The sequence below is a fragment of the Agromyces humatus genome, from assembly GCF_021228295.1.
GTDB lineage: Bacteria > Actinomycetota > Actinomycetes > Actinomycetales > Microbacteriaceae > Agromyces > Agromyces humatus.
This window is the reverse complement of record NZ_JAJQPD010000001.1, coordinates 455,897-468,924: the sequence shown is the minus strand read 5'-3', so window position 1 is coordinate 468,924 and position 13,028 is coordinate 455,897. Positions and strand designations below refer to the sequence as shown.

At 71.0% G+C, this 13,028-nt stretch carries 11 protein-coding genes; 8 read left to right on the top strand and 3 right to left on the bottom strand.

What is annotated here, in order from left to right; genetic code table 11:
• Positions 1 to 93 precede the first annotated feature (93 nt).
• From LSF15_RS02140 to LSF15_RS02130, 3 genes are all read right to left on the bottom strand, one after another.
• Complete coding sequence (locus tag LSF15_RS02140; protein ID WP_232496870.1) at positions 94 to 2,028, bottom strand: ABC transporter ATP-binding protein; 1,935 nt, start codon at positions 2,026 to 2,028, stop codon at positions 94 to 96.
• Between the two features lie 93 nt (positions 2,029 to 2,121).
• Positions 2,122 to 3,015, bottom strand: a complete 894-nt coding sequence (locus LSF15_RS02135) for a carbohydrate kinase family protein (protein WP_232496869.1) — start codon at positions 3,013 to 3,015, stop codon at positions 2,122 to 2,124.
• Complete coding sequence (locus tag LSF15_RS02130) at positions 2,999 to 3,919, bottom strand: pseudouridine-5'-phosphate glycosidase (protein ID WP_232496868.1); 921 nt, start codon at positions 3,917 to 3,919, stop codon at positions 2,999 to 3,001. The genes LSF15_RS02135 and LSF15_RS02130 overlap by 17 nt, the downstream gene beginning before the upstream one ends.
• Positions 3,920 to 3,997: 78 nt before the next feature.
• On the opposite strand from LSF15_RS02130, the gene LSF15_RS02125 reads away from it, so the two are divergent.
• From LSF15_RS02125 to LSF15_RS02090, 8 genes are all read left to right on the top strand, one after another.
• Positions 3,998 to 4,924, top strand: coding sequence for an ABC transporter ATP-binding protein (locus tag LSF15_RS02125; protein WP_232496867.1), 927 nt, complete (start codon positions 3,998 to 4,000; stop codon positions 4,922 to 4,924).
• Positions 4,921 to 5,820 (top strand): ABC transporter permease, encoded by a 900-nt coding sequence (locus LSF15_RS02120; protein ID WP_232496866.1) that lies wholly within the window; start codon positions 4,921 to 4,923, stop codon positions 5,818 to 5,820. Before LSF15_RS02125 ends, LSF15_RS02120 begins: the two co-directional genes overlap by 4 nt.
• Before the next feature lie 5 nt (positions 5,821 to 5,825).
• Positions 5,826 to 6,650, top strand: coding sequence for an ABC transporter permease (locus LSF15_RS02115; RefSeq protein WP_232496971.1), 825 nt, complete (start codon positions 5,826 to 5,828; stop codon positions 6,648 to 6,650).
• 179 nt (positions 6,651 to 6,829) lie between these two features.
• Positions 6,830 to 8,563 carry a nitrite/sulfite reductase gene (locus LSF15_RS02110; protein ID WP_232496865.1) on the top strand — a complete coding sequence of 578 codons (1,734 nt, stop codon included), beginning with the start codon at positions 6,830 to 6,832 and terminating at the stop codon, positions 8,561 to 8,563.
• The gene (locus LSF15_RS02105; RefSeq protein ID WP_232496864.1) at positions 8,560 to 9,432 is read left to right on the top strand and encodes a phosphoadenylyl-sulfate reductase; all 873 of its coding nucleotides are present in this window, start codon (positions 8,560 to 8,562) and stop codon (positions 9,430 to 9,432) included. Before LSF15_RS02110 ends, LSF15_RS02105 begins: the two co-directional genes overlap by 4 nt.
• On the top strand, positions 9,429 to 10,445 hold the full coding sequence (gene cysD / locus LSF15_RS02100; RefSeq protein WP_232496863.1) for a sulfate adenylyltransferase subunit CysD: 1,017 nt from the start codon (positions 9,429 to 9,431) through the stop codon (positions 10,443 to 10,445). Before LSF15_RS02105 ends, cysD begins: the two co-directional genes overlap by 4 nt.
• The gene (locus LSF15_RS02095) at positions 10,445 to 11,908 is read left to right on the top strand and encodes a sulfate adenylyltransferase subunit 1 (protein WP_232496862.1); all 1,464 of its coding nucleotides are present in this window, start codon (positions 10,445 to 10,447) and stop codon (positions 11,906 to 11,908) included. The genes cysD and LSF15_RS02095 overlap by 1 nt, the downstream gene beginning before the upstream one ends.
• Positions 11,905 to 13,020: an ABC transporter substrate-binding protein gene (locus LSF15_RS02090; RefSeq protein ID WP_232496861.1), complete on the top strand. Its 1,116-nt coding sequence runs from the start codon at positions 11,905 to 11,907 to the stop codon at positions 13,018 to 13,020. The genes LSF15_RS02095 and LSF15_RS02090 overlap by 4 nt, the downstream gene beginning before the upstream one ends.
• Positions 13,021 to 13,028 lie beyond the last annotated feature (8 nt).

Here is a 13,028-nt window from a genome sequence, read left to right as displayed (position 1 = left end):
CCCCACGCTACGAACCGACCGCCGTCGAACCATCCGAGCAGGCACTGAGGTTTGTTCGGGATGTCCCTGAGCCGGCCCGCGCGCCGGCCGCGGTCAGACCAGCAACTGGTGCGCGGCGAGCTCGCGGTAGAGCGGCACGGCGGCGACGAGCTCGGCGTGGGTGCCCTCGCCGATGACGCGCCCCTCATCGACCACGACGATGCGGTCGGAGTCGATCACCGTCGACAGCCGGTGGGCGATGACGATGAGCGTGCGGCCGGCCGCCACGGCATCGATCGCCTCGCGCATCATGCGTTCGTTGACGCCGTCGAGCGATGACGTCGACTCGTCGAGCAGCAGGATCGGGGGAGCGGCGAGCAGCGCCCGTGCGATCGCGAGGCGCTGGCGCTCGCCGCCCGAGAGCATGATGCCGTCTTCGCCGACCGCCGCATCGAGCCCGGCCGGGTCGCGGTCGAGCACCGAGCCGAGGTTCACCGCGCGCAGCACGTGCTCGCACTCGGCGTCGGTCGCATCGGGCGTGCCGAGCTTGAGGTTGTCGCGCAGCGAACCGGCCAGCACCGGGGCATCCTGCTCGACGTAGCCGATCTGCGCACGCAGCTGGGCGCGATCGATCGACCGCAGGTCGAGTCCGCCCATGCGCACGACGCCGACCGACGGGTCGTAGAACCGCTCGATGAGCGCGAGCATCGTCGATTTGCCGGCGCCCGAGGGGCCGACGAGGGCGATGCGCTGCCCGCGCGGCACCTGGAACGACACTCCGCGCAGCACGGGCTGCCGGTCGGTGACCGAGGGCTCGGGGAGGTGCTCATCGGGCGACTCGTTCGCGGGGTCGGCCGGGTCCTGCCGGGTGACGGCGTACGCGAAGTGCACGCCGTCGAACTCGATCGCGGGGGCGTCGGGCAGCACCCCCTCGTTCGCATGGCCGACCATGAGGGCGAGCGGGGCGAGTTCGCGGTCGTGCGCGTCTTCATCGGGCAGGTCGAGGATCTCCTGGATGCGGCCGAGGGCGCCGAGCGCCAGGTTCACCGAGGTGATCGCCCCGAACGCCTGGCCGAGGGGGAGGATCATCATGAACAGGAACAGGATGAACGCGACGAGGTTCGACACCGTGATCGCCCCAGACGCCACGCGGAACCCGCCGACCCCGAGCACCACGAGGAACGACACCTGCATGGCGATGCCGGCAACGGGCACGATGAGCGCCGAGATCTTCGCGACCTTGACCCCCATCGTCCAGGCGCCCTCGGCCTCGACTTCGACGTCGCGCACCTCGCGTTCGGTCGCGCCCGATGCCCGGATGGTGCGTACCGCGCTGATCGCCCGTTCGACCGATGCAGCGACGTCGCCGACCTTCTCCTGAGCGGCGTGCGACGCTTCGCGCACGCGGCGCGAGAGCAGGGTCACCGTCGTGACGGCGATGACGACGACGAGCACCGTGAGGCCGAGCAGCACGGGGTCGATGATGAGCATCGCGATGAGGGCCCCGACGAACGTGACGGCGCCGCCGACGGCCTCGACCAGGCCCTGGGTGAGCACCGCGCGCAGCATCGTCGTGTCACTGCCTACGCGCGAGACGAGGTCGCCCGTGCGGCGGGTGTCGAACTCGGCGATCGGCAGGCGCAGCAGCTTGCCGATGAGTCGCTTGCGGCTCGAGAGCACCACACCCTCGCCGGTGCGCTGCAGCAGGTAGTGCTGGTAGCCCGTGATGATGCCGCTCACGACGACGAGGGCGACGAGGCCCCAGACGATCCAGCCGAGCGTCTCGCCCGCCTCGACGATGTCGATCACCTGCGCGACGAGCAGCGGCTGGGCGAGGCTCGTGAGCGCACCGATGACGCTCAGCACCGCGACCCAGATGAGCACGGGGCGGTGCTCGAACAGGAACGGCAGCAATTGCCGGAACGTCGCCCGCGGTCCGGTCGGCTCGCTGCCGCCCCGGGCGAACGGCGATCTGCGCGCAGGGCGCGTGGATCGGCTGGTTCGGTCGGCCCGCGTCGATCGCCGGGTCGCGGTTTCAGTGGTGCTCATCGTCTCTTCCTCGGTGCGCGGCGGGCGGATGCTCCATCCGCGCGCCGTCTCATCACCGCAGAGAAGCCTACGTGGCCTACCTGCGTCGGTACTTCAGGCGTGCGCGCCGGGGTTGGTCAGCACGGCTGCCGCACGCTCGTGGCCCGCGCGGCACGCGGCCGCGGCATCGGCCCCGTGCAGGGTCGCCGCGATGAAGCCGGCGGCGAACGCATCGCCGGCCCCCGTCAGGTCGCGGATCCCCTCGACGGGCACGACGTCGATGCGCGCGGCCAGCTGTCCCCGTTCGACCACGTCGGTCGGCAATGGCCCGTGCTTGATGACCACGGTGGGCGCCACGGATGCCGCGACCGCGCCGCCGCCCGCGAGGCCCAGCAGCGCCGCCTCGTCTTCGTTGGCGAACAGCACGTCGGGGCCGATCTCCTGGATGAGCTCGAGCGCATGATCGACGCCGAGGGCTGCGAGCAGGCCCGTCGACGAGGCGTCGACCGACACGCGGGCGCCGACAGCACGAGCGAGCACGGCGAGCCGGCCCAGCTCGGCGCGCATCGGCTCGCGCTCGAGGCCGTACGCAGGCACATGCAGCCAGGCGACGCCGTCGATCCACGCGGGCTCGACATCCGCGAGCTCGGCCGACGCCCCGCGATCGGGGAACATGGCGCGCTCGCCCTCGGCGTCGACGAGCAGCACGACCGTGCCCGTGCGTCCGCTGCGCTGCACCCGCACGTCGACCCCTGCCGACGCGAGGTCGACGGCGAGCGCTGCCCCGGCGGCATCGGCGCCCACCCGGCCGATGAATCGCGTCGGCACGAGCTGCGCGGCCAGGGCCGCGACGTTCGCCGCACTGCCGCCGCGGGCCCGGAACACGCGGGCGGCCGTGTCGGTGGCGGCGCGCCGGGGTTCGTCGGCCCACACGACGATGTCTTCGACGAGGTCGCCCGCGACGGCGAGCACGCCGCCCGCCGGCGGCGGCTCAGCCCGCGAGTGCACGAGCGATCTCGGCGCCGAGCGCCACGTTGCCCCGGTAGACGTCGAGATTCACGTCGAGGCTGCGCCCGCCGGTGGCGCGTTGCATGTGGTCGAGCAGGAACGGCGTCGTGTCGTGCCCGGTGATGCCGGCAGCGGATGCCGCGGCCAGGGCCTCGGCGAGCACCCGGTCGTGGAACTCGGGGTCGAGCTGGCTCGCCTCGTCGATCGGATTCGCGACGAGCACCGCGCCCGACAGGCCGAGTTCGTCGCGCGCCCGCGCGAGCGCCGCGGCCTCGGCCGCCGTGTCGACGCGGTAGCCGAGCGCGAAGCCCGAGTCGGCGACGTAGAACCCGGGATAGTCGTTCGTGCGGTAGCCGACCACCGGGACGTTGAGGGTCTCGAGGCGTTCGAGCGTTGCGCCGATGTCGAGGATCGACTTCACGCCCGCACTCACGAGGGTGATCGGGGTCTGGGCGAGCGTCGTGAGGTCGGCCGACTCGTCGAAGGTCTCGCTCGCCCCCCGGTGCACGCCGCCGAGACCGCCGGTCGACATCACCGCGATTCCGGCCCGGTGCGCGAGCCATGCCGTCGCCGCCACGGTCGTGCCCCCGTCGAGCCGCTTCGCGCGCGCGATCGGCAGGTCGCGCACGCTGACCTTCACCACGCCGTCGCGTGTGCACAGTCGCTCGATCTCGGTCGCCGCCAGCCCGACGACCGCGACGCCGTCGATGACCCCGATGGTCGCAGGCACCACACCGGCCGCCCGCACCGATTGCTCGGCCTCGGCCGCGACCTCGAGATTGCGCGGGCGGGGGAGCCCGTGGCTGAGGATCGTCGACTCGAGCGCGAGCACCGGAGTGCCGGCTTCGATGGCGGCGCGCACCTCGTCGCCGACGCGGATCGCGGAGGAACCTTCGGGCTGCATGTCGCCATCGTAGGGTGCGGCAACGACGACGGTCTCGAGGGGCACGGATGTCGGTACTCGGCACTATCGTGAGTGCTTGTGTCGCAGCCAGTCATCGTCGCCAGAGACCTCGTGAAGCGCTACGGCGATTTCGCCGCCGTCGACGGCATCTCGTTCGAAGTCGCCCCGGGCGAGTCCTTCGGGCTGCTCGGCCCGAACGGCGCCGGCAAGTCGACGACCATGCGCATGGTCGGCGCCGTCTCGACCCGCACTGCCGGCGACCTCGCGATCCTCGGGCTCGACCCCGACCGGTTCGGCCCCGAGATCCGGTCGCAGCTGGGTGTCGTGCCGCAGGCCGACAACCTCGACACCGAGCTGCGGGTCCGCGAGAACCTGCTCGTGTACGGGCGGTACTTCGGGCTGCCGCGCAAGCTCGTCGCCGAGCGGGCCGACGAACTGCTCGCGTTCGCGCAACTCGAAGACAAGGGCAAGGCCAAGGTCGACTCCCTGTCGGGCGGCATGAAGCGCCGCCTCACGATCGCGCGCGCCCTCGTCAACGATCCACGGGTGCTGCTGCTCGACGAGCCGACCACCGGCCTCGACCCGCAGGCGCGGCACATCCTCTGGGATCGGCTCTTCCGGCTCAAAGAGCAGGGCACGACCCTGCTGCTGACCACCCACTACATGGACGAGGCCGAGCAGCTCTGCGATCGCCTCGTGGTCGTCGACAAGGGCAAGATCATGGCCGAGGGCACTCCCGCCGCGCTCATCCGCCGCTACTCGTCGCGCGAGGTGCTCGAGGTGCGGTTCGGCAGCGACCGCAACGCCGACGTCGCCGACCAGCTCGCCGGCATCGGCGATCGCCTCGAGGTGCTGCCCGATCGCATCCTGGTCTACAGCGAGAACGGCGAGGCCGAGCTCGAGCGCATCACGAGCGCGGGGCTGCACCCGCTCACGAGCCTCGTGCGGCGGTCGAGCCTCGAAGACGTCTTCCTCCGGCTCACCGGGCGGAGCCTCATCGAATGAGCGAGGTTCGTCGGTCGGGCAGCGCCGCCGAAGGCGACGCGCATCGAGACCCTTCGGCGACGGATGCCGCGCCGGCTGTCACCCGAGCGGCGCTCGCCGCCGGCCGCAACCCGCGCCGTTGGGGTGCCTGGTACGTGGCCGAGCACCGGTTCCGCGTCATGCGCAGCTACACCGGCACCGTCGTCGTCGCCGGAATCGGCAGCCCGCTGCTCTACCTCTACGCGCTCGGCGTCGGGCTCGCGACGATCGTCGACGGCAGTGTCGGCGCCGAGTCCGTCGACGGCGTGAGCTATCTCGTGTTCGTGGCGCCGGCACTCCTCGCGAGCGCCGCGATCACCGTCGCGAGCGAGGAGTTCACCTACCCGATCATGCTCGGATACAAGTGGAACCCGACCTTCTCGGGCATGCACGCCGCGCCGATCCGACCGCAGCAGATCGCCGATGGCGTCGTCCTGTCGGTGGCCGTGCGCATGCTCGTCAACACGGTGCTGTTCTTCGCACTCATGCTCGTCTTCGGGGCCGTGCCCTCGGCCACCGGATTCCTGGCAGTCGCGGTCGCGGTGCTCACCGGGCTCGCGTTCGGTGCCGTGCTGATGGCCTACACGTCGACCCTCGAAGAAGACACCGGGCAGCTCGCCATGGTCATGCGCTTCGTGGTGCTGCCGATGACCCTGTTCTCGGGCACGTTCTTCCCCCTCACGGTGCTCCCCCTCTGGCTGCAGCCGATCGGGTGGATCTCCCCGCTCTGGCACGGCACCGAGCTCGCTCGGGTGTTCACCTACGGGTACCCCGAACCGATCTGGCTCACGGTCGTGCACGTCGCCTACCTCGTGGCGATGTTCGCGGTCGGCTGGGTGTGGGCGCGTCGCATCGCCGTGAGGAGGCTCCGCAAGTGAGCGACGTGACGCATCGCGACCTGGCGCCCGCGAGCCTGCCCTTGCGCCCGGCGAGATCGTTGTACGCGGGCAACGCGCGCGCGGTGATGTTCCGCGGGTGGCGCGCGACGCGCAGCACGAACTGGCTGGTCATGGTCAGCGGCTTCTTCGAGCCGATCTTCTACCTGCTCGCCATGGGCATCGGCCTCGGCACACTCGTGGGCGACGTCACCACCGAGAGCGGGCAGGTGGTGCCCTATGCGGCGTTCATCGCGCCGGCCCTGCTCGCGGTCGCGGCGATGAACGGCGCCATCTACGACTCGACGTGGAACGTGTTCTTCAAGATGCAGTTCGCGCGACTCTACGAGGGCATGCTGTCGACCTCGCTCGGGCCGCTCGACGTCGCGCTCGGCGAGATCCTGCTCGCCCTGTTGCGCGGGGCGCTCTACGCGGTCGGCTTCCAGCTCGTGATGCAGGCACTCGGGCTCAACCTCTCGTGGTGGGCGTTGCTCGCGCTGCCGGCGGTGCTGCTCATCGCCTTCGGCTTCGCGAGCCTCGGCATGGCGATCACGAGCTATATGAAGACCTTCCAGCAGATGGACTGGATCAACTTCGTGATGCTCCCGATGTTCCTGTTCTCCGCGACCTTCTACCCGATCACGGTCTACCCGCAGTGGCTGCAGGTCGTGATCCAGGCGCTGCCGCTCTGGCACGGCGTCGAACTCGTGCGCGGCCTCACGACGGGCGCCGTCGACTGGGGAATGCTCTGGCACGTGCTCTACTACGCGGTGATGATCGCCGTCGGGCTCGTGTTCACGACCAAGCGGTTGCGGGCATTGTTCCTCGATTGATTCGGGCGGCGGTCGCGAGCATACCGGCGGGCGTCGATCGCCGCCGTTTGTGACGAAGCATTGCCGCGATTGACCCCGTGTTGCCTTCCTTGCCGTGATGTGACGACGCACGTTCCGGCCCGCCGCGAACCCGCCTAGCCTCGGTCGAAACCCGCAGTCCGCGGTGACCGAGGAGAGACATGACGCAGGAGACGATCGAGGCGCCGGCCCGCCCAGCGGCTCGTTCCGGCGAGCGCGCGCCGCGTCCGGCGAGCCGCCCGCACGGGCAGTGGAAGGTCGACGGCACCGCACCGCTCAATGGCAACGAGGAGTGGAAGCAGGTCGACAACGGCCTCAGCGTGCGCGACCGCATCGAGAACGTCTACTCGAAGGGCGGGTTCGCGTCGATCGACCCGACCGACCTGCACGGGCGCTTCCGCGTGTGGGGCCTGTACACGCAGCGCAAGCCGGGCATCGACGGCGGCCGCACGGCGACCCTCGAGCCGCACGAGCTCGAAGACGAGTTCTTCATGCTGCGCGTTCGCATCGACGGCGGGCAGCTGACCACCGAGCAGCTGCGGGTCATCGCGGGCATCTCGACGGAGTTCGGCCGCGACACCGCCGATCTCACCGACCGCCAGAACATCCAGTTGCACTGGATCCGCGTCGAGGACGTGCCCGAGATCTGGCGGCGCCTCGAGGGCGTCGGCCTCGGCACGACCGAGGCGTGCGGCGATGTGCCGCGCGTCGTGCTCGGCTCGCCGGTCGCGGGCATCGCCGCCGACGAGCTCATCGACCCGACCGCGCAGATCGACGCGATCACCAGCCGGTTCATCGGCGACGAGACGCTGGCGAACCTGCCCCGCAAGTTCAAGTCGGCGATCACCGGCCACCCGAGCCAAGACGTCGTGCACGAGATCAACGACGTCGCGTTCGTCGCGGTGGCGCACCCCGAGCTCGGCATCGGCTACGACCTGTGGGTGGGCGGCGGGCTCTCGACCGCACCGCGGCTCGCTGAGCGCCTCGGGGTCTTCGTCGCCCCCGAGCGCGTCGCCGACGCGTGGCACGGCGTCGCGCAGATCTTCCGCGACTACGGCTACCGGCGCCTGCGCAACAAGGCTCGGTTGAAGTTCCTGCTCGCCGACTGGGGCACCGAGAAGTTCCGCCAGGTGCTCGAGACCGAGTACCTCGGCGCCCCACTGCCCGACGGGCCCGCCGCGCCGAAGCCGCTCGCGCACGGCGACCATGTGGGTGTGCACCGCCAGAAGGACGGCCGCTTCTACGTCGGCGTCACGCCGATCGTCGGTCGCGTCTCGGGTCCCACGCTCGCCAAGCTCGCCGACCTCATCGAGGCGCACGGATCGGCCCGGCTGCGCACGACACCGCACCAGAAGCTCGTGATCCTCGACATTCCCGAAGACCACGTGGAGCCGCTCATCGCGGGCCTCGACGAGCTCGGCCTCTCGGCCCGCCCGAGCCTCATCCGCCGCGGCACGATCGCGTGCACCGGTATCGAGTTCTGCAAACTCGCGATCGTCGAGACCAAGGCGTTCGCCACCGCGGCCGTGCTCGAGCTCGAGCGCACGCTCGACGGCTTCGACCTGCCGCACCCGATCAGCCTGCACGTCAACGGATGCCCCAACTCCTGCGCGCGCATCCAGACCGCCGACATCGGGCTCAAGGGCCAGCTCATCATGGACGACTCGGGCGAGCAGGTCCCGGGGTATCAGGTGCACCTCGGCGGCGGGCTCGCGACGGCCGATCGCGAGGAGGCGGGACTCGGTCGCACCGTCCGCGGGCTCAAGGTCGCCGCCGACGGCATCGCCGACTACGTCGAGCGCGTCGTCACCCGCTTCCTCGACGACCGCGACGCCGTGGCTGACGAGACGTTCGCCGAGTGGGCGCACCGGGCCGACGAGGAGGCGCTGCGATGAGCGCACGCAACGTCGGTCGAGTAGCGAGCGCCGGCGAGCGTATCGAGACCGCGACAGGAACGTCGAGCGGGTTGAGGAGCGACGCAGGAGCGTCTCGAAACCCAGCCCCCGCACAGCCGGGTTTCGAGACGCTCGCTGGCGCTCGCTCGTCAACCCGCAAACGTGATGCCGACGAATTGCGCGCCCTTGCCGAGTCGGGCAACGTCGAGTTCGGCAACGGCACCGACCACGAGGCATCCGCACGCGATGTCGTCGCCTGGGTCGCCGAGCACTTCGCGACGGATGCCGCAGCGGTCGCCTGCTCGATGGCCGACGCCGTGCTGCCGCACGTGATCGCCGAGCAGCTGCCCGGCGTCGACGTGCTGTTCCTCGACACGGGCTACCACTTCGCCGAGACCTACGTGACGCGCGACGAGGTCGCTCGCGCGCTCGACGTGCGGATCGTGGATGTGCTGCCCGAGCAGACCGTGGCGCAGCAGGACGCCGAGTTCGGCGCCGAGCTGTTCTCGCGCGACCCCGGCCTCTGCTGCGCTCGCCGCAAGGTGGCCCCGTTGCAGCAGGCGCTCGGGGGCTACGAGGTGTGGTTCACCGGCGTGCGCCGCGACGAGGCCCCGACGCGCTCGAACACGCCGCTCGTGCAGTGGGACGAGCGCAACGGGCTCGTGAAGGTCAACCCGCTCGCGGCGTGGACCTTCGACGAGCTGCTCGACTACGCCGGCGCGAACCAGGTGCCCGTGAACCTCCTGATGTCTCACGGCTACCCGTCGATCGGTTGCGCGCCGTGCACGAAGCCCGTCGCCGCGGGCGAGGATCCGAGGTCTGGCCGCTGGGCCGGCCTCGCCAAGACGGAATGCGGGTTGCACCTATGAGCGAGACGACGATCTACCCGCGGGTTGAGGAGGCGCGCCAGCGCCGTCTCGAAACCCCGACATCCGAGCAACCGGGTTTCGAGACGCCTCCTTCGTCGGCTCCTCAACCCACGGGGCTCACGGGCCTGTCCACGCTGGACGCCCTCGAGTCGGAGTCGATCCACATCATCCGCGAGGTCGTCGCCGAGTTCGAGCGCCCCGTGCTGCTGTTCTCGGGCGGCAAGGACTCGGTCGTCGTGCTGCACCTCGCCGCGAAGGCGTTCTGGCCGGCGAAGGTGCCGTTCCCGGTGCTGCACATCGACACCGGCCACAACTTTCCCGAGGTCATCGACTTCCGCGACCGAACCGTCGAGCGCCTCGGGCTGCGCCTCGAGGTGGCGGCAGTGCAGGACTACCTCGACGACGGCCGCCTTCAGGAGCGCGCCGACGGCACGCGCAACCCGCTGCAGACGCAGCCGTTGCTCGACGCCATCGCCTCCGGCCGCCACGACGCCGTCTTCGGCGGCGCCCGCCGCGACGAGGACAAGGCCCGCGCGAAGGAGCGCATCCTGTCACTCCGCGACGAGTTCGGCCAGTGGGACCCGCGCAACCAGCGCCCCGAGCTCTGGGACCTCTACAACGGCCGCCACACGGTCGGCCAGCACGTGCGGGCGTTTCCGATCTCGAACTGGACCGAGCTCGACGTGTGGCGTTACATCGAACGAGAGGGCATCGAGCTGCCGCCGCTGTACTACGCGCACGAGCGCGAGGTCTACCGCCGCGACGGCATGTGGCGCGCGGTCTCCGAGGTGTCACCGGCCCACCCGGGCGAGGCGATCGAGCGCCGCACCGTGCGGTACCGCACGGTCGGCGACATGAGCTGCACCGGGGCCGTCGAGTCCGATGCGGCATCCGTCGCCGACGTCGTGCGCGAGGTGGCCACCTCCACGCTCACCGAGCGCGGCGCCACGCGCGCCGACGACCGGATCTCCGAGGCCGCCATGGAGGACCGCAAGAAGGACGGGTACTTCTGATGAGCAGGCACACGCATTCGCGGGTTGAGGAGGCGCGCCAGCGCCGTCTCGAAACCCCGACGCCCGGTCATCACGGTTTCGAGACGCCTCCTTCGTCGGCTCCTCAACCAGCGGAGTCGACACTGTTCCGCTTCGCGACCGCCGGCTCGGTCGACGACGGCAAGTCGACCCTCGTGGGTCGTCTGCTGCACGACTCGAAGGCGATCCTCGCCGACCAGCTCGAGTCGGTCGCCCGCACCTCGGCCGAGCGCGGCTTCGGCGGCGAGCCCGGAGCGATCGACTTCGCCCTGCTCACCGACGGCCTGCGCGCCGAGCGTGAGCAGGGCATCACGATCGACGTCGCGTACCGCTACTTCTCCACGGGCCGCCGGTCGTTCATCCTCGCCGACTGCCCCGGCCATGTGCAGTACACGCGCAACATGGTCACCGGCGCCACGACCGCCGACGCGGTCGTCGTGCTCGTCGACGCGCGCAAGGGCGTGCTCGAGCAGACGCGCCGCCACCTCGCCGTGGTGCAACTGCTGCGCGTGCCGCACGTGATCGTCGCCGTGAACAAGATCGACCTGCTCGACTACGCCGAGGCGGCGTTCGTCGGCGTCGCCGACGAGGTCACCGCGCTCACCCGTGAGCTCGACCTGCCCGACGCGCACGTGGTCCCGGTGTCGGCCCTGGCCGGCGACAACGTCGTCGAGCGCTCGCCGAACACGCCCTGGTACCGCGGCCCCGCCCTCCTCGAGCTGCTCGAGACCCTTCCGTCGCTCGACGAGCTCGAGACCGAGCTCGAGGCGTTGCGGATGCCGGTGCAGCTCGTCGTGCGTCCGCAGGGCGCGCTGGCGCCCGACATCGCCGACGCCGAGCGCTTCCGCGACTACCGCGCCTTCGCCGGGCGCATCGCGTCGGGCACCGTGCGCGTCGGCGACGCCGTGCAGGTGTTCCCCGGCGGTGCCGAGACCACGGTCGTCGGCATCGACGCCGGCCCGGTCGAGCTCGAGTCCGCCTCGGCGCCGCAGTCGGTGTCGCTGCGGCTCGTCGACGAGATCGACGCCGCCCGCGGCGCAGTGATCGCGGCATCCGGTTCGCTGCCCGTGCCGCGCCGCGAACTCGACGCCTCGGTCTTCCAACTCGACCCGCGGCCGCTCGTGCCGGGCGCGCGCGTGCTCGTGAAGACCGGCACGTCCACCGTGCAGGCGCTCGTCACCGCCGTGCACGGTCGCCGCGATCTCAGCACGCTCGCGCTCGAGCCCGCCGACCGGCTCGTGGCCAACGACATCGGCCAGGTGGCACTCAAGCTCTCGGCCGAACTGCCCGTCGAGCCGTATGCCGACCACCGACGTGCGGGTGCGTTCCTCGTGATCCACCCGCAGGACGGAGCGACCCTCGCGGCCGCGATCGTCACCGACCCCGCTGCACCCGCGACGGGAACCGCCATCCGCACCGCGACCCCAGAAGGAGCAACAGCATGAACGCCACAGCCCGCGTCCGTTCCCGCCTCGGTCTGGTCGGCGGCATGATGATGGCCGGCGCGATCGTCGCCTCCGCGGTGCTCACCGGCTGCAGCGTGCAGTCCGCGGCGGGCGAGACCACCGCGGCGACCGATGCGACCTCCGGCGGCACGCCCGCCGCGGAGCTGCGCCTCGGCTACCTCGCCAACGTCACGCATGCGCCCGCGCTCGTCGGCGTGCAGCAAGGGCTCTTCGAGGAGGCGCTCGGCGACACGACGCTCACGACACAGGTGTTCAACGCCGGCCCGGCCGCGATCGAGGCGCTCACGGCGGGCGCCATCGACGCGACGTTCATCGGCCCGAACCCGTCGATCAACACGTTCATCCAGTCGGCCGGTGAGTCGGCGCGCATCGTCGCCGGAGTTGCGACCGGCGGCGCAGCGCTCGTGGTGCGCGACGGCATCGACTCGCCCGATGACCTCGAGGGCACCACGCTCGCGACGCCGCAGCTCGGCAACACGCAGGACGTGGCGCTGCGCAGCTGGCTCGCCGACGAGGGCTACACGACCGACACCTCGGGCGGCGGCGATGTGCACATCACGCCGACCGAGAACGCCCAGACGCTGACCCTGTTCCAGCAGGGGCAGCTCGACGGCGCCTGGCTGCCCGAGCCCTGGGTATCGCGGCTCATCGTCGACGCGGGCGCGCACGTGCTCGTTGACGAGGCCGACCTCTGGGACGACGGGCACTTCCCGACGACGGTGCTGCTCGTGAACGCCGACTTCCTCGCGGGGCACCCGCAGACCGTCGAGGCCCTGCTCGAGGGCCATCTGGCGACGCTCGGCTGGCTCGACGAGAACGCCGCCGAGGCTCCCACCGTGATCAACGCCGCACTCGAGGCCGAGACGGGCAAGCCGCTCGCCGACGAGGTCATCACGCGCTCGCTCGAGCACGTCGCGTTCTCGGCCGACCCGCACGCCGAGACCTTCACGACGCTCGTCGAGAACGGCCTCGAGGCCGGCACGCAGAAGGACGGCTCCATCGATGGGCTCTTCGACCTGCGGCTACTGAACGCGGTGCTCGAGGCGGCGGGCGCCGAGCCCGTCTCCGCGGGCGACCTCGGCGAGGAGTAGGAGTCCAC

Excerpts from the sequence above, each read along its gene's own strand:
- LSF15_RS02110 (WP_232496865.1), top strand. The coding sequence starts at position 6,830 with ATGACGCAGGAGACGATCGAGGCGCCGGCCCGCCCAGCGGCTCGTTCC.
- LSF15_RS02140 (WP_232496870.1), bottom strand. The coding sequence starts at position 2,028 with ATGAGCACCACTGAAACCGCGACCCGGCGATCGACGCGGGCCGACCGA.
- cysD (WP_232496863.1), top strand. The coding sequence starts at position 9,429 with ATGAGCGAGACGACGATCTACCCGCGGGTTGAGGAGGCGCGCCAGCGC.
- LSF15_RS02095 (WP_232496862.1), top strand. The coding sequence starts at position 10,445 with ATGAGCAGGCACACGCATTCGCGGGTTGAGGAGGCGCGCCAGCGCCGT.
- LSF15_RS02130 (WP_232496868.1), bottom strand. The coding sequence starts at position 3,919 with ATGCAGCCCGAAGGTTCCTCCGCGATCCGCGTCGGCGACGAGGTGCGC.
- LSF15_RS02105 (WP_232496864.1), top strand. The coding sequence starts at position 8,560 with ATGAGCGCACGCAACGTCGGTCGAGTAGCGAGCGCCGGCGAGCGTATC.
- LSF15_RS02090 (WP_232496861.1), top strand. The coding sequence starts at position 11,905 with ATGAACGCCACAGCCCGCGTCCGTTCCCGCCTCGGTCTGGTCGGCGGC.
- LSF15_RS02120 (WP_232496866.1), top strand. The coding sequence starts at position 4,921 with ATGAGCGAGGTTCGTCGGTCGGGCAGCGCCGCCGAAGGCGACGCGCAT.